This is a genomic window from Terribacillus aidingensis (genome assembly GCF_040703035.1).
Lineage (GTDB): Bacteria > Bacillota > Bacilli > Bacillales > Amphibacillaceae > Terribacillus.
Genome location: NZ_CP159996.1, coordinates 2123326 through 2140103, shown reverse-complemented (window position 1 = coordinate 2140103; position 16778 = coordinate 2123326). Strand labels below are relative to the sequence as shown.

The 16778-nt window shown below is 41.1% G+C and carries 15 protein-coding genes and 2 tRNA genes; 16 read left to right on the top strand and 1 reads right to left on the bottom strand.

Annotated elements, in window-relative coordinates; translation table 11 throughout:
- Positions 1 to 121: 121 nt before the first annotated feature.
- From ABXS78_RS11340 to ABXS78_RS11290, 11 genes are all read left to right on the top strand, one after another.
- A complete protein-coding gene (locus tag ABXS78_RS11340; RefSeq protein WP_366247321.1) occupies positions 122 to 1603 on the top strand; it encodes a potassium/proton antiporter in 1482 nt (493 codons plus the stop codon).
- Positions 1604 to 1615: 12 nt separating this feature from the next.
- A complete protein-coding gene (locus ABXS78_RS11335; protein ID WP_366247320.1) occupies positions 1616 to 2101 on the top strand; it encodes a MarR family transcriptional regulator in 486 nt (161 codons plus the stop codon).
- 2 nt (positions 2102 to 2103) lie between these two features.
- Positions 2104 to 2919 carry a glutamate racemase gene (gene racE / locus ABXS78_RS11330; protein ID WP_366247319.1) on the top strand — a complete coding sequence of 272 codons (816 nt, stop codon included), beginning with the start codon at positions 2104 to 2106 and terminating at the stop codon, positions 2917 to 2919.
- A gap of 72 nt (positions 2920 to 2991) precedes the next feature.
- Positions 2992 to 4128, top strand: coding sequence for a GerMN domain-containing protein (locus ABXS78_RS11325; protein ID WP_366247318.1), 1137 nt, complete (start codon positions 2992 to 2994; stop codon positions 4126 to 4128).
- A 336-nt stretch (positions 4129 to 4464) separates the two neighbouring features.
- Positions 4465 to 4866, top strand: coding sequence for an Rrf2 family transcriptional regulator (locus ABXS78_RS11320; RefSeq protein ID WP_366247317.1), 402 nt, complete (start codon positions 4465 to 4467; stop codon positions 4864 to 4866).
- A gap of 68 nt (positions 4867 to 4934) precedes the next feature.
- Positions 4935 to 5840: an NAD(P)/FAD-dependent oxidoreductase gene (locus ABXS78_RS11315; RefSeq protein WP_366247316.1), complete on the top strand. Its 906-nt coding sequence runs from the start codon at positions 4935 to 4937 to the stop codon at positions 5838 to 5840.
- A 123-nt stretch (positions 5841 to 5963) separates the two neighbouring features.
- Complete coding sequence (locus ABXS78_RS11310; protein WP_366247315.1) at positions 5964 to 6563, top strand: XTP/dITP diphosphatase; 600 nt, start codon at positions 5964 to 5966, stop codon at positions 6561 to 6563.
- Positions 6564 to 6572: 9 nt separating this feature from the next.
- On the top strand, positions 6573 to 7085 hold the full coding sequence (locus ABXS78_RS11305; RefSeq protein WP_366247314.1) for a metallophosphoesterase: 513 nt from the start codon (positions 6573 to 6575) through the stop codon (positions 7083 to 7085).
- Between the two features lie 88 nt (positions 7086 to 7173).
- Positions 7174 to 7728: a DUF420 domain-containing protein gene (locus tag ABXS78_RS11300; RefSeq protein WP_366247313.1), complete on the top strand. Its 555-nt coding sequence runs from the start codon at positions 7174 to 7176 to the stop codon at positions 7726 to 7728.
- A gap of 122 nt (positions 7729 to 7850) precedes the next feature.
- Positions 7851 to 7924 (top strand) — tRNA-Gly (locus ABXS78_RS11295).
- A 1-nt stretch (position 7925) separates the two neighbouring features.
- Positions 7926 to 7999, top strand: a tRNA-Arg gene (locus tag ABXS78_RS11290).
- Positions 8000 to 8349: 350 nt separating this feature from the next.
- On the opposite strand, the gene ABXS78_RS11285 is transcribed toward ABXS78_RS11290, so the two are convergent.
- Positions 8350 to 9363, bottom strand: a complete 1014-nt coding sequence (locus ABXS78_RS11285; protein ID WP_366247312.1) for a LacI family DNA-binding transcriptional regulator — start codon at positions 9361 to 9363, stop codon at positions 8350 to 8352.
- A gap of 1350 nt (positions 9364 to 10713) precedes the next feature.
- Between ABXS78_RS11285 and ABXS78_RS11280 the strand changes: the two genes are divergently transcribed.
- The 5 genes from ABXS78_RS11280 to ABXS78_RS11260 all read left to right on the top strand — a co-directional run bounded on the left by ABXS78_RS11280 (position 10714) and on the right by ABXS78_RS11260 (position 16763).
- Positions 10714 to 11907: an MFS transporter gene (locus ABXS78_RS11280; protein WP_366247311.1), complete on the top strand. Its 1194-nt coding sequence runs from the start codon at positions 10714 to 10716 to the stop codon at positions 11905 to 11907.
- 79 nt (positions 11908 to 11986) lie between these two features.
- On the top strand, positions 11987 to 12739 hold the full coding sequence (gene aroD, locus ABXS78_RS11275; protein WP_366247310.1) for a type I 3-dehydroquinate dehydratase: 753 nt from the start codon (positions 11987 to 11989) through the stop codon (positions 12737 to 12739).
- A 102-nt stretch (positions 12740 to 12841) separates the two neighbouring features.
- Positions 12842 to 13738 carry a quinate/shikimate dehydrogenase gene (locus tag ABXS78_RS11270; RefSeq protein WP_366247309.1) on the top strand — a complete coding sequence of 299 codons (897 nt, stop codon included), beginning with the start codon at positions 12842 to 12844 and terminating at the stop codon, positions 13736 to 13738.
- Positions 13739 to 14001: 263 nt separating this feature from the next.
- Positions 14002 to 15210: an MFS transporter gene (locus ABXS78_RS11265; RefSeq protein WP_366247308.1), complete on the top strand. Its 1209-nt coding sequence runs from the start codon at positions 14002 to 14004 to the stop codon at positions 15208 to 15210.
- A 275-nt stretch (positions 15211 to 15485) separates the two neighbouring features.
- A complete protein-coding gene (locus ABXS78_RS11260) occupies positions 15486 to 16763 on the top strand; it encodes an ABC transporter substrate-binding protein (protein WP_366247307.1) in 1278 nt (425 codons plus the stop codon).
- The last annotated feature ends 15 nt before the right edge of the window (positions 16764 to 16778 follow it).

Here is a 16778-nt window from a genome sequence, read left to right as displayed (position 1 = left end):
GTTTTTTGATATGGTCAGCTCTGGCGAGGGCTAATTACATGCAGTACAGCGTTTTTAACTGTATCATTAAGGATAGGATAGAAAAGTCAGATATCGATCGACACCTTGTAGGGGGATGTTCATGCACGATTATATGGTAACGAATCAATTCATTTTTCTCTTCGCGCTGCTGCTTGTTGTAAGTGTAGTGGTGACGAAGTTTTCGACGAGGCTGGGTGTCCCGGCACTTGTTTTGTTCATCGCGGTCGGAATGATTGTCGGAAGTGATGGGTTTGGACTTGTTTATTTTGATAATGCCCATTTGGCAGAGGCAATTGGTATCTTTGCGCTGATTGTCATTTTATTTGAAGGTGGTCTTCATGCGAATTGGCATTCGATGAAGCCGGCAATTGCTCCGGCAATCACCATGGCGACAGTAGGGGTGCTGCTGACAGCGGCAATCGTCGCTGTTGCTGCGCACTATATCTTCGATTTGACATGGCTTGAATCTGTTTTGATTGGATCGATCGTTGGTTCGACGGATGCAGCTGCAGTTTTCTCTGTCTTGAAAGGGCAGAATGTCAAAGAAAAGCTTGCTGCGACATTAGAGGCTGAATCAGGTACGAATGATCCGATGGCTATGTTCCTGACAATCACTTGTATTGAACTCATCAGCGGCCATGGCTCGAGCGTGCTTTCCATGATCGGCAGCTTTATATGGGAAATGGGAGCAGGAGCAGCGATGGGACTGCTGATCGGATTCATAGCTGTCACAGCGATCAATCGAATCAATCTCGATACAAGCGGTCTTTATCCGCTATTCGCGCTCTCATTCGCTTTGGTGAGCTACGGATTAACATCTATTATTCATGCTTCTGGACTATTGGCGGTTTATGTCAGCGCCCTTTATATCGGGAATGCTGAAATCACGTATCGTCGTTCCATTATTCGGTTCAATGAGGGTTTTGGCTGGCTTATGCAGATTTGTATGTTCGTCTTGCTTGGGTTGTTTGTTTTCCCTTCCGAATTGTTTACACCGAGTCTGATGATCAAAGGATTCTTGCTGTCGCTCGTACTGATTTTCTTGGCACGGCCGCTCGCAACGTTCCTGTCGCTGATTCGTTTCAAGTATTCTGCAAAAGAGAAGCTGTTCATTTCCTGGGCAGGCCTGAAAGGTGCCGTACCAATCGTGCTGGCACTCTTCCCGCTCATTGCAGGTATCGAAAATAGTCAGCTCATCTTTAATGCCGTTTTCTTCGTCGTCCTCTTATCAACTGTTCTGCAGGGCTCGACGGTCACGGCACTTGCGGCCAAGCTTAAATTGGTGGAACCGCCGACAACGAATGAAATTGAGACACTTGAATTGATCAGTATAGGACGGAACAATCTCGAGATGGTAGAATATAAACCAACGGAACTTAATGAGATTTCCGGCAAACGGCTGGAGGATCTCAGCTTTCCTGAGACGACGTTGATCAATGCTATACTCCGGAGCGGTGAGATAATCTCACCAAACGGACAGACCGTCATCAAAGCAGGTGACACACTGTATATCATGGTTTCCTTACAATTTAAAAAACAACTTGCAAAATATTTGCGCAGGAATAAACTATCGGAAGAATAGCAGGAGGAATGAATGGTGCACGACACACTGACAGCTGAAAGAATTGCAGCGATCGAAAAAGAGCTGCGACATATTGCCGCAATCATCAAGCAAAAAGGACGTGAGATCCTCCTGCAGTATCCGATTACGGCACCGCAGTTCGTCGCGCTGCAATGGCTGGCGGACAAAGGAGATATGACGACTGGCGACCTTTCCCAGACAATCAGGCTTGCAATCAGTACGACGACTGATATCGTAGACAGGCTCGAGAAGAATGAGCTTGTGAAACGCGTGCGTGATGAAAAGGACCGGCGCATCGTACGAGTGCATATCCTGGAAAAGGGAGAACTGATCATCTCGGAAGTGATCAAAAAGCGTCAAGCATATCTGCAAGAGCTGCTGGAAACTTTTTCTTTGGAAGAGGCAGACCAGCTGCAGTTGCTCTTACATAAGTTACACGGTAAAATGAATGATTACGAACAGCTAGAGGCTAAAACAGAGAAGAAAAAGAGGAGATAAACGTGGATTATCCGATTGGTGTCATTGATTCAGGAGTAGGCGGCTTGACCGTTGCAAGGGAGCTGATGCGTCAGCTGCCGAAGGAAAACCTCATCTATGTCGGGGATACACTGCGCTGTCCTTACGGTCCTAGACCGGAAGAAGAAGTGGTGGAATTTACATGGGACATGGTGAATTTCCTCCTGGAAAAGAACATCAAGATGCTCGTCATCGCCTGCAATACAGCGACTGCTTTTACATTGGAAGAGCTGAAGCAGAAGCTTGATATACCGGTTGTCGGTGTTATTGAGCCAGGCGCACGCGCAGCTATCAAGACGACTAAAACAAATCATATCGGTGTACTCGGAACAGAAGGAACGATTCGCAGCCATGCGTACCGTAAGGCACTTAAAAATATCAATAGTGATCTAGAAATCGAAGGGCTCGCTTGTCCAACATTCGTTCCGATGGTGGAAAAAGGTGTTGTGTCCGGCCCATTGGCTCGACAGGTCGTCCAAGACGCATTAACTCCATTAAAGGATTGGAAAGAGATGGACACACTCATTCTAGGATGCACGCATTATCCGATCATCAAACCAGTGATTGAAGAAGTGGTCGGTGAATCGGTGGAAGTAATCAGCTCTGGCGACGAGACAGCTCGTGAAGTAAGTGCAATTTTAGGCTTCAAACGGAAGCTGTATGAAGGAGATCGTCCTGTTAATCATCAATTCTATGCATCAGGAGATACGCATCTTTTCATGAAGATAGCAAATATGTGGCTGCAGCGCCCAGTTAATGAAGTCGGAAGGATCCAGCTCGGCAGCAAACAGTCTATTTAAATAAAGATGGTCTAAAACCTTTGATGGCTCGTATACATGATAGTACAAACCATCAAGGGGGAAGAAGTGCGTATGAACAAAAAGATTGCAGGTCTTTTCACTAGCGTAATAGGCCTTTCCATTTTATTGGCCGGATGCTCCTTGAAAGGAGAACAGGCTGTGGATGAAGTGGACGTGCCGCAGGATACAACTTATGTGGACGAGCTGGAGAAAAATGCGCTTGAGCCTGGCGCAGCAGAAGCACCAGCCGAAGGAGAAACACCGGCTGAAGGAGAAGCACCAGCAGAGGGTGAGGAAGAAAAGCCTGAAGAGGGTGCTAAAGAAGGCGAATCCGCTACTGCAAAACGTCAGCTGTTTCTGATGGATGCCAATGGAATGGTCGTACCGATGACATTTGAACTGCCGCAGACAAATGAAGTAGCCAAAGAAACATTGGAATACCTCGTGAAGGATGGTCCAGTGACGGACATGCTTCCTAACGGCTTCCAAGCAGTATTGCCAGCAGGAACAACCATCAATGGAATTGATGCACAGAAAGACGGCACACTGATCGTTGACTTCTCAAAGGAATTCAACGAATACGAAGCAGCCAGTGAGAAGAAGATTCTTGAATCCATCACGTACACATTGACACAGTTTGAGAATGTGAAAAATGTAGCTATCCGCGTAGAAGGACAAGACCTGGCAAAAATGCCGGTTGATGGAACACCTATCGGGAAAAGCTATTCTCGTGCGGATGGCATCAACTTGATGGATAATGGCATCACTACGGTGAACAGCCAATCTGTCACGCTCTACTTCCCGGCAGAAGCAGTAGATGGCACACCTTATGAAGTGCCGGTCACTGAGCGAATGAACAGCAATGCAGAAAACAGCTATGAAGAGATCGTGAATGCATTGATTGATGGACCAGCCATGGACAGCAATTTGTCGAACGTCTTCAACACAGGCTCTGCACTAGCTTCAGAGCCAACACTGAAAGATGGCGTGCTAAACCTGGAATTCAACACAGAAGTGTTGAGCAACGTGGATGAAGCCGCGATCACAGATCAGCTTATGGAAACACTTGTCATGAGCTTGACAGAGCTTGAAGAGGTCGAAGCTGTTTCCGTGAAAGTAGAAGGTGTGGAAGAAGTGTTCAACGAGCACGGTGAAGCATATGCTGAGCCAGTCTCAAGAGAACAGTACGTGCCAGCAGAAAAATTGTAAAATGAGAAAGCCCGGTCAAATGACCGGGCTTTTTTATTGCAGGGAAAAGGATGCTTTCTGTTGATATCAGTTGGGGGGATACATATTTTAATGACCGGATTATCCAAGAGGGAACAAAAGATGTTCCATCAGAAGAAGTGGAGCAACTAAGAAGCAGGCTGGGGTAATAGTACCATCCTGCAGGGGGATTTCGTATCAATTGTTGGTTGCAAACATTATCGATTTGGTTGTTAATCATCTCATCGTGATCGGGAAATCGATAAGCAGTTATCGTTTGACAGGTAAAGTCTAAGTGGTTATCATAGATACGTAAAGTCTATGATTGGAGTGCGGCAAATGAAATTCACCAAAGCGACGAATTACGCTCTGCATACGATGCTCTATTTAGCCAAAGAAGGAGCGAGTCAGCAGCCGATCGGAGTACAGCAGCTTGCCGATCATCAGCAGGTTTCACCGACTTATTTGTCTAAGATACTCACCAAGCTGGTGAAAGAAGGCCTTATTACATCTTCTTCGGGAGCAAATGGTGGATATAAGCTCAGAAACGGATGGCAGCAACTCTCCTTTTTTGATATTATCCAAGCGATAGAAGGGAAAGCCTCGATCTTTGAATGCAGCTTGCATGATGAGCCTGCTTGTGTCGTGAAGCGAGTAATGGAAAAAGCAGAGGAGCAGATGGAGCAGGAGCTTCGTCAGACAACTATAGCGTCATTGCTAGAGGGTAAAAGCAGCAAATAAAAGCTGTTTTTTCTTTCATACAATCATAGATATTATAAGTCTTTTAAATCTGCGAAGGAGTGTGGACAATGGAAAAATGGGATTGCGGTATAGTTGGCGGCGGTGCAGCAGGGATGAGTGCAGCGCTTCAACTTGTGAGAGCCAGAAAGAATGTGATTATTTTTGATAATGATACCAACCGTAACCAGGTGACTCAAGAATCTCATGGATTCTTAACGAGAGATGGTATCACACCAGCTCAATTCAGGGAAGAAGCCAGACGTGATCTGGCAAAATATCCGAATGTCACATTTGTTTCAGCTGAAGTGACTCGAATCAAGCAAGAGGACGCAGCTAGTTTTGTGATAGAAACACATGACAGCCCTTACTTAATAAAAAAGGCTTTACTGGCGACTGGTATTAAAGAGTCTTTCCCGGCAATCCCTTCCATTGCTTCATTTTATGGTAAGAGCATTTTCTCCTGCCCATATTGCGACGGGTATGAACGAAAAGATGAGCCGCTGATTCTGTTTGCTGAAACAGAGTCTGGTATTCGCCATATGGGGAAATTGCTGCTGAACTGGACAGGGGATCTTGTCATTGCATCGAATGGATATGAACTTGATCAAAATACTTTTTCTTTGTTCGAAAAGCATGGTGTAATAATCGAGGAGGCAAAGATAGTGGATCTTATTGGAGAGAATGGGATCCTAAAAGAAGTTGTCTTTGAAAACGATAATCGAATGAAAAGGACAGGTGGCTTTGTTGTCCCGGAATTCGTCCGAAAAGACAGACTGGCTGCCGGTTTGGGGTGCTCATTTGATGAACAAGGCAGACTGATGGTGAACGAATTCGGACAAACAAGCGTGCCGCATATCTATGCCGCTGGTGAATATGTAAATCAAGCACCTTCTTCTCTTTTGCTGGCAGCAGCTGACGGTGCAAGAGTGGCGGCAAATATGAATATGCATTTTGTTGAGTCCCGTTTTAGCTGATCTTTGAAAAACGTTGAAAGGCGAGCTATACTTTAATAGAAGCTCGCCTTTTTACATACATATTAATATTTAGGTACTATCTAGGGTATTAGACATACATAAGATTTGAATGGAGTGATTACAATGGATAAAATCATCATCGCAACAAAAAACGCAGGAAAACTGAAGGAATTCAAAGCCTTTTTAGGAGAATACGATATTACAGCTTACGGACTTGATGAATTATCAGAGCAATTCGATGATATCGAAGAAACAGGCACGACATTCGAAGAAAATGCAGCGCTGAAGGCAGAAACAATGGCAGGCCACTTGCAAGTTCCTGTACTTGCAGATGATTCTGGTCTGGAAATTGATGCACTCGAAGGTCGCCCGGGCGTCTACTCAGCTCGTTATGCCGGCGAAGAAAAAAGTGATCAAGCAAATATGGATAAAGTCCTGGAAGAGCTGAAAGATGTACCGAAAGGGAAGCGTACGGCTCGATTCGTTTGTGTATTGGCACTTGCACAGCCGGGTGAGGAAACATTCTATGCGAGAGGCCATGTGGAAGGTACGATCACGGAAGAACCAAGCGGCGAACATGGCTTTGGCTACGATCCCGTCTTTCAGCCAGAAGGCTATGATAAAACGATGGCCGAGCTAAAGCCGGAAGAGAAGAATCAGATTAGCCACCGGAAACAGGCGATGGTTCACTTGGAAAAATGGCTGAATGACCAAGCGAAGTGAGGAGATAGGATGAAGATACTGATAACGAGCGATAGCCATGGATTGACAGCAGAAGTAAGCAAGCTGAAGCGGCGACATGAGGATGAAGTTGCAGCATATATTCACTGTGGTGATTCTGAATTGCCTTTCGATGCCCCAGAGATGGAAGGCTATTATCGAGTCGCTGGAAACTGTGATTATGACAGTGCTTATCCAGAAGTGGAGGAGTTGACAGCATCTGAACTGCCGATTCTTATTACGCATGGTCATCTTTATGGAGTGAAATCGAGTCTACGTCTTTTGGAAAAGCTGGCAGCTGAGAAAGATGCGAAAATTGTTTGCTACGGTCATTCACATGTGGCGAGAGCGGACGTAATCGACGGCAGGCTTTATATCAATCCAGGCAGCATCCGATTGCCGAAGCAGTCGCCATATCCGACTTATTGCATTTTGTCCTACGAAGATGGAATTGCAACGATTCGATACTATACATTGGGTGGTGAAGAAGTACCGGAACTGGAGAAATCCGTCACCTTCAATTAAGTCCGGACAAAAATTTGTAACGTTTTTATTGCCGAATCACCTCACACATACGTTATACTAGTGTTTGAATGAATTGAGGTGATTTAGTATGAATGAAGCCGATTTCGGTTACAAACCAAATCATAAAAAACGCAATTATCGTCCGCTAGTTATTTGGCTGACCATCATCATTGATGGACTGGTTGTCGTACTGAGCGGCTTACCGCCTGTCGAAGGCTTTGACCTGTTCGACGTACACATCCTGCCAATGCTGAACGCTATCTTCAACAGCTTTACGTTCATCTTCCTGCTGTTGGCACTGATCTTCATCATGAAGAAGAATATTATCTGGCATAAGCGTTTCATCTATTCAGCTTTTGTCACAACAACACTATTCCTGATATCTTATGTGGCTTATCACTATCTATCAGGAGATACAAGTTTCGGAGGCGAAGGTATCGTACGTCCGATATATTTCTTTATCCTGATCACGCACATCGTGCTGGCAGCAGTCATTGTACCACTGGCCCTTGCATCGATTACACGTGCTTGGAATATGGACGTGCCAAGGCACCGAAAGATTGCCCGCTGGACAATGCCATTATGGCTTTATGTCAGCCTTACAGGCGTCATCGTTTACCTAATGATCCGCCCGTATTATTAAGGAGTATTGCTCCGGGAAACCGGAGCAATTTCTTAATTTCAAAAAAACTGTTGACTATACATTGAATATCATGTAGAATAAATCTTGTCCTTAAGAGAGGACAGCATACATAAAAGAAACACGCGGGTGTAGTTTAGTGGTAAAACCTCAGCCTTCCAAGCTGATGTCGAGGGTTCGATTCCCTTCACCCGCTCCATGTCCCAATAGCTCAGCTGGATAGAGCAACAGCCTTCTAAGCTGTGGGTCGGGGGTTCGAATCCCTCTTGGGACGCTAAAGAGAAAAGCGCTAAAAACCTGGAAGATAAAGGTTTTAGCGCTTTTTCTATTGTTGAAGGATCCTTGTACCAGATTAGTTAAACAACCGAGCGTATATACTCTCCTATATGTATCTTTGCGTAAGAATAAAAGTGGTGATATTCTGTTTTTAGTATAAGTAACAGAATATAAAAGGCGCTAGAATTCCTAATAGAAAGGATTCTAGCGCCTTATTTACGTAATAACGTTATTTTGAATCAAGTCCTTTTAGTAACATTGCTGAATGGCTAAAATCAGTTCAAAACTAAAAGAAGGTGCAGAGTAGCATGTCCCAAGAGATAGCCAGTCATCTTACTATGAATCACATTACGCAGATTCTCGAACAATCAACTCTGGCTCTAGAATCACCCGCTGCTGCTCGTGGCTATCATTGGACATCTGCTGGTGTAAAAGCTTTGCGGCTTCTACACCCGTAAGCCTAGGAAATGATGAGACCGTAGTTAATGGGGGATGATAGACATCTGATTCAGGAATATTATCAAATCCTACAATATCTATGTCCTGCCCGGGGTTAAAACCTTCCTTTCTTAACCCTTGCATTACTCCGAAGGCAACTAAATCATTGAAACAAAAAATAGCTGTTGGAGGATCAGGATTACGAAGAACTTGTAATACAGCCTCTAACCCGCCTTCTCGGGTAGGAGGACTGTCTACAACTAAGTCATTGTCTATAATCAATCCGGCGTTATCATGAGCATACTGATATCCGTCCATACGTTCGATCCAGGTCGAGGATGTTCGAACGCCTCCTAAAAACGCGATCCTTTTATGTCCCTTATCTATTAAGTGATTAGTAGCCATCAGGGACCCTTTCCTATAGTTTATGCCAACATAGTCACTTTTAACTTCCGGTAATTCTCTGACAGCAAGAACCATTGGTGTGTTCATCTGGTTTAACCGATTAACTGTTTCTGCATTACTCCCTGAGACAGGATCGAGAATTAAACCACCGACTCTATGTTCCAACATGGTAGAAAGGAGATGGTCTTGCTTGGCAAGAGAATCAAAAGACGTTCCCAATAACACCGTATATCCAACTTCTTCTAGTGTTTCGTGTACACCTACCAAAAATTCAGAAATGAACTTATTTGAGATATCGGTGATAATCACACCCACTGTATTAGAGCTTTGTGACCTTAGATTTGCAGCGACTCTGTCGTATACATATCCTAATTCTTTCATTGAATTCATCACTATTTTTCGCGTTTTATCAGATATTCTGGGATTGTTACGAACAACAAGGGAGGCGGTGGCAGTTGATACTCCAGCATGCTTTGCGACCTCTTGTAATGTGACTCGCTTCTTTTTAGGATGTTTCATTGTTGAATCACCATCTTGAATAGAATTTTAATTTCTTAAAAGAAAACTAATTGTCGCAAATCATGCATTTCATATTATTTTTCCTTTTGATAAGACGCAGGATTTCTCCAATAATGTTTCTCTCTTTATAGTACCTTTTTTTCATATAACCTACAATAACGGGCCATTTCATCGCAGGATAGGTTAAGATTTTTTGCAGTAACTTTTATTCTTTCTATGTATGAGTTATGTCCTCTATATTTATAATTTAACGAAAGTCTGAAAACAATATTTATGTTATTGATACCTGTCAAGTGCATTGTGAAAAAAATCACAATTGTAATAAAGTGAAGTCATAGGTTTGACACAATATTAGTGTAGCAGTATAATGGCTGAGGCGCACTTATTTTAGTTTATTTTCTGCGCAGATTAATAGAAAAATAAGTGGAATAGATAGGGTAAAAAAGTTTTAATGTACTTTTCAATATGATGAGGTATACGTAAATACGGCACCTTATAATTTCAATGCCAATATGCACTTTTTTAAGTAATAACTTAAAAAAGTGTTATAAAAGAAATAACTTGTTGCAGCATATGTTAAAGGATATTCAACATGGAAGATTTTGAACATATTACTATGACTGCAAGAGTTGTCACTATGTCCCCAATCTAATGCGAAGGCCAAATGTGTGAATTACATTGCACAATTAGTAGAACGATATACCAAATTAAAATGGCCCTGCTGTAGTTGTCACTATAATCTCCATATATTGAGGAGCCAATGCTTGAGTTACTTTGCCTTTTGGTAGAACGATATACTAAATTAAAATGCGGTATAGACCCTGCTGTAGTTGTCACTATGATCTCCATATATTGAGAAGCCAATGAGTGAGTTGAGTTATTTTACGCATATAGTAGAACGATATACCAAATAAAAGATGCGGTATATATACAGTTGTGGCGGGTCACTGTGACGATAGTTCCAATCTAATACGAAGGTCAAATATGTGAGGTAACTTGCACTATTAGTAGAACGATATACTAAATTAAACGATGTGGTATAGATACGGTTGTAATTGTCACTGTGACGATAGTTCCAATCTAATGCAAAGTCCAAATGTGTGAAGTACCTTACACATTTAGTAGAACGATATACCAATCTGCGTTATGTAACCGCATGATTGTATGGAGAACTAATTAAAATCTTAAAGTTAAAGCCCAATATATATGAAGTGGTTACTGATGACACACATCCAAGGAATTAATTAATCAGTGTTTATTGAGAGGAAGTGATAGATGAAAAGGTTGAAGGGGCGTACAAATATACTAATTTAATGTTTATTTTTTTATAGAGGGGATGGAGGATTTTTTATGAAAAGTCCATATATAACAGCTGCTGGCGGAATGTATCTTAACTTTTTCATTTTAGGCATGGTTAATATAATATTTGCATCAAATATGAGCAGTTTAACAGAACAATTAAATACAAGTACTTCAGGAATTAGTCTTCTTTTATCTGCTTTCGGGATTGGGAAGCTTCTTACTTACGCTTTAAACGGATATCTATCAGACAAATTAGGCAGAAAACCGTTAGTTGCTTTTTCAAGTATCTTAATGGCTATATTCTTAATCGGATTTCCTATGGCACCTAATTATCAAATAGCCTTTGTTTTAGCCGTCTTGATGGGAATTGCAAACTCAGCGATGGATTCAGGTACGTATCCAGCGCTTACTGAGTCTTTTCCAAAATCTGCAGGCACAGCTAATGTTTTAGCAAAAGCATCTAATTCTGTTGGGGCAATCCTTCTTCCAATACTTATTACTTTTTTAGCTACCAATAATATAAGCTATAAATTTTCATTCTATATTCCTGCAATTGTAACAATAGTTGCGTTGATCTTAATCCTTATTGCACGATTTCCGAACCATAAAAATGAAGAATCTGTTAAAGGAAGCGTGAAACAGTCTGAGGAAAACGCATTTCTATCTCAGCCGAAATTTTGGGTGGAAGGTCTTGCTCTTATCATCTTCGGTTTTACCTCTTTAGGACTGATCATGATCGCGCCATTGTGGCTGCCTACTTTAGGACAAGAAGTATTAGGTATGACTGATACCCAATCCGTCACAATGCTTAGCTATTATAGTACAGGAGCATTTGTATCGGTTATCTTGCTAGCTATTGCACTGAAAAAGATTCGTCCTGTGACAATTATGGTTGTATACCCGATTATTACAGTTATTTCTTTGATAGTTCTATTGTCAGTAAATTCATTGAGTGTAGCAATCATCAGTTCTTTCTTTGTCGGTTTATCTATCTCTGGAGTACTACAGTTAGCCATTACGGTGATCACTCAATTATTCTGGCAGAAGAAAGGCACGATGACGGGGATCATATCAACATCGGGAAGTATCGCAGTTATTTCTTTACCGGCTTTAACAGGTATGATGGCAAATACGACTAGCATCACTGCGATTATCTGGCTTGAGGTGGCCATTGCTGTAGTAGAGATTTTGGCTGCACTGGTAGTGATGTATCGATTTAATCTATTAACAAGGAAAAGTTGAGTCATTAAATAGCAAACGTTCTAGATTTAATAGGATTAAAAATATCTAGAAATAAAGATTTTAGTAGGAGGATCACTTAGTGAATACAGTAACAATTAAAAACACCACAATTGGAGAAGGTACTCCAAAAATTATTGTTCCACTAGTAGCGACTAAAGAAGAACAAATACTTCAAGAAGTTGAAACAGTAAAATTATCGAAGCCGGATATTGTTGAGTGGCGAGTAGATTGCTATGAGCTTGTTGAAAGCTTAGAGGCTGTTTCAAATATGATTACAAAACTTAGACAGGCTTTGCCAGATACACTTCTTCTTTTCACTTTTAGAAGTTTTAAAGAAGGTGGCAATAAAGAAATTTCAGATCGTTATTATTTTGAATTGCTGCACACAGCTATTCAAACGAAGCAAATAGATCTTGTTGATGTTGAATTGTTTTTTGCAGAATCCGAAGTAAAAGCAACAGTGAAGTTAGCGAAGGAAAATGGTGTTTATGTCATCATGTGTAATCATGATTTTCATAAGACTCCACCTAAAGAAGAGATAATCTATCGTCTTCGCAAAATGCAAGAGTTTGGTGCTGATATACCGAAAATCGCTGTTATGCCCCAAAGTGCAGAGGATGTTCTAATTTTATTAGAAGCGACTAATGCAATGAAAACAATGTATGCGGATCGACCGTTCATTACTATGTCCATGTCTGGTACAGGCCTTGTTAGTCGATTAGCTGGTTCAGTATTTGGTTCAGCTTGTACATTTGGTGCTGGTATAGAAGCATCTGCGCCAGGTCAAATTCCTGTTGACCAGTTAAGAAATGTTTTAGAAGTAATTAGTTAAACCCAGTAAGTTGTATGGTTATTCTTACTTATTTGATTGTGAAGTAAGGTTATTCAATATAAATGAAACTTTTTATAGATAATTTATAAGGGAGATTTTAATATGGAAAACTTGGAAAAAAACTTAGAAAAAATTGATGGAAAAACAAAATTAGTTGGATTACTTGCTACACCAATCGGACACAGTTTATCACCGAGAATGCATAATTTAGGATATACATTAAAAGGTTTAAATTACGCATATCTTGCATTTGAAGTGGGCAATGAAACGTTGGAAAAAGCTGTAGAAGGGATGAAAGCTCTTGATGTGGCTGGTTTCAATGTATCGATGCCAAATAAAATGGAAGTTATTAAATATCTAGATGAATTAGATGAGAGTGCTAAGTATATTGGAGCTGTCAATACGGTCGTCAATAGAGATGGAAAATTAATTGGTTATAACACTGATGGAAAAGGTTATGTAAACAACCTTAAAGAACACGGAGTCGATTTACAAGGGAAAAAGGTAACACTAGTAGGGTCAGGTGGTGCGGCAACACCAATTGCAGTTGAATTGGCACTTGCAGGGATTTCAGAGATTAGTATCTTTGCACGCAATGATCAGTATTTCCACCAAGCTGAATTGAATGCTGAGAAAATCAACAATGACATGAAGGATTATAATGTAAAAGCAAATATATTTCCACTAGAGGATAAAGATGCCTTTCGCCGGGAAGTAGCAGAAAGTGCAATACTGGCAAATGGTACAAGTTTAGGGATGAAACCTTTAGATCACTTAAGTATATTGGATGATAATTTAGACGTATTACGTAAAGACTTAATTGTGACAGACGTTGTTTATAATCCAGCGAAATCTAAATTATTAGCTCAAGCAGAAGAAGCTGGTGCAACTATCATCAATGGTTTGGGTATGATGCTAGGACAAGGTGCATTAGGATTCAAACTATTTACTGGTGAAGAAATGCCTAAAGATGAAATTAAAAAAATTATGTTTGAATAAAAAGTACCTTTAAGTACATGTAAATGTGAAGATAAAACCTCTAAATAGGATTGCTTTATCGTTTTATAGTGTGAATGCTATAGTTCGCATCTAATTAATGAATGAAGGATCGGAACTAAGAAAAACAGGAGATTACTCCATGTTTTTCTTAGTTTTTTTGAGGATTCTATTTTAAGGAGTATAAAATAGCTTTTACTTTTTTACACTGTATTTTTCTATGGGGAGAACAATTGCAGGATGTTTTACATTGTAGGGGGAAACTAATGAAGTATCAGTACTTTATATCGGCGTTTGGGATGTATATTAATTACTTTTTATTAGGTATGGTAAATATTATCCTAGCTTCAAATATGTCTTCTTTAACAAATCAATTGGATACAGATGCTACAGGTGTCAGTTATTTGATCGCTGCGATAGGTATAGGAAGATTGATAACTTACAGCATTGCAGGGGCATTGTCGGATAAGTTCGGTAGGAAACCTTTAATTATTGTTTCCGCAGTTGCAATGGTCATCTTTTTGGTGGGAATTCCATTTTCACCTAATTATGAGATAGCGATTGTCTTAGCTTTATTTGCAGGTATTTCAAACTCTGCTATGGATGCTGGTACATATCCAGCTCTCACTGAGATGTTTCCGAAATCCGCTAGCTCAGCAAGTGTCATGATAAAAGGGTTTGTATCGCTGGGTGCTACATTTCTGCCATTTATCATCCTGCTTCTATCCGAAAATAATATATTTTATGGGTTTTCCTTTTTCATACCAGCAATTATTTACATTGTGAATATGATTTTTTTATTTTTTGCTATTCCGAAGTCTCAATCCGGACAAGCAAGGGAGGAAGATGATTCTCAAGTAAGTCAGTTCTTAACTGAACCTGAATTTTGGAAAGAAGGGCTTGCGCTTATTGTTATAGGTTTTACATCAACCGCATTATTGACAGTTTCACAAATTTGGTTACCTAGTTACGGAGAAGAAGTTGCTGGGATGTCTGCTTCCAATTCGGTTCAGTTGCTGAGCTATTATAGTATCGGTTCACTAATTTCAGTTCTCTTATTAACTATTCTGTTGAAAAAAATTCTAAAACCTGTTACGGTGATCCTACTTTATCCAATGATTACTTTGATTGCTGTCATTGTTATTCTTAGCGTCCACATTCCACTTGTTTTAAGTATAACTTGCTTTTTCCTAGGATTCTCAACAGCTGGAATCTTACAGCTCGCTATTTCAATGATGACGCAGTTTTTCTGGAAGAGAAAGGGGATTGTTACAGGGTTTGTTTCCACTGCTTCTAGTGTAGCAAGCGTTGTTTTACCTGTAGCAACTGGATTAATTGCTAAGAACGGAGATATGGCACATATATTTATGTTCGATTGTGTTGTGGCATTTATTGGCATTATCGCCGCAGCATTTCTATACTATCGTTTTCAAAAGCTGACTAAACCACGGGTGAGAAATGAACATGCACGATAGGCAAAATACTTCGAGGCTTCTAATTAGCTCGGAGTTTTTTTGTATTAAAGAAGTGTGATGTAAAGTGACAATATCTAAAATAACATCTAAGAAGTTCCGTTGCAGAATTCCCTTTTTATACTGATGGAAAAAAAGAATACGATATTATCGATTCTGAGAAAGTGTTTTACACGTTTTTTTAAACATTTACCCCTGTTTTCTATATATCCTCTATTCCCATCCTTTTGGTAAAATCATTAATGTAATCGCTTACATTAAGCCTGGGGGGATTGGATATGAAAAGAAAATCGCTTCTGTTGGTTTTTGGAATGATTTTGGTTTTATTGCTTGCTGCTTGCAGCAATGAAGAAAGCAGCTCTGGTTCGGATGACGGGAAGGTGAAGCTGCGGATTGCGTGGTGGGGAGATCAGCCGCGAAATGATTATACGACGAAGGTTATTGAGATGTATGAGGAACAAAATCCTAATGTGCAGATCGATGCGGAGTATGCGAGCTGGGATGATTATTGGCAGAAGCTTTCTCCTCAAGCGGCAGCGAATGAATTGCCGGATATCGTTCAAATGGACGTTTCCTACCTTGCACAATATGCGCAAGGTAATAAATTAGCCGATTTGACTCCGTTTTTAGGTGATCAAATCGACACGAGTAATATGACGGAGGATTATGTGAATGGCGGAAAAATAGATGACGGTATCTATGGAATGAACACGGGAGTAAACGCGGTTGGATTCCATTACAATCCTGAGCTATTGGAAGAACTGGGTCTTGGAAGTGAAATTCCGGAAGACTGGACGTGGGAAGATTATAAGAGCATGTCTGACAAGGCTGTTGCACAAGGAGTATATTTCGATACACATCTAAGACCTGATGTATTCTTCGATTACTACCTTCGCAGTCAAGGCGCTCGTCTGTATGCAGAGGATGGCAGCGGCTTAGGTTATGAGGACGATAAATTATTCGTGGATTACTGGAGCATGATCGCAGAGCAAGTGGAAAAAGGAGCTACTCCGACGCCGGATACTCTTGCGCAGATTACAGGGATAGAAGATGACCCAGTAGTTAAGGGAGAAGCAATAGGAATCTTCCAATGGTCCAACCAGTTTGTAGGATTGAAGCAGGTGGCAGAGAAGCCACTGGAGATCGCGCCAATGCCCGGCCCTGGAACCTCTGATGGTCTTTATTTGAAGCCTGGTATGTTCTTCTCTGTGTCACAAAACTCCGAGCAGAAAGAAGCTGCTGCTGACTTCTTGGATTTCTTTATGAACGATGTAGAAGCGAATAAATTGATTCTCGGTGACCGTGGTGTGCCAGGGTCTTCTGAAGTAAAAGATGCATTGAAAGATGAAGTTTCTGAAGCACAGAAGCAAGTCTTTGAATATGTGGAATGGGCTGAAACAAACAGTTCTCCAATGGGAGCTCCAGATCCAGCTGGTGCCGGAGAGGTCATTGAATTACTAGAAACGTTAGCAGAACAAATCAGTTATGGTCAGCTTGCTCCTGAAGAAGCTGCTGAAAGCTTCAGAACGCAAGCAGAAGGCATGCTTGGACAATAGGAGAAAAGATAGTCA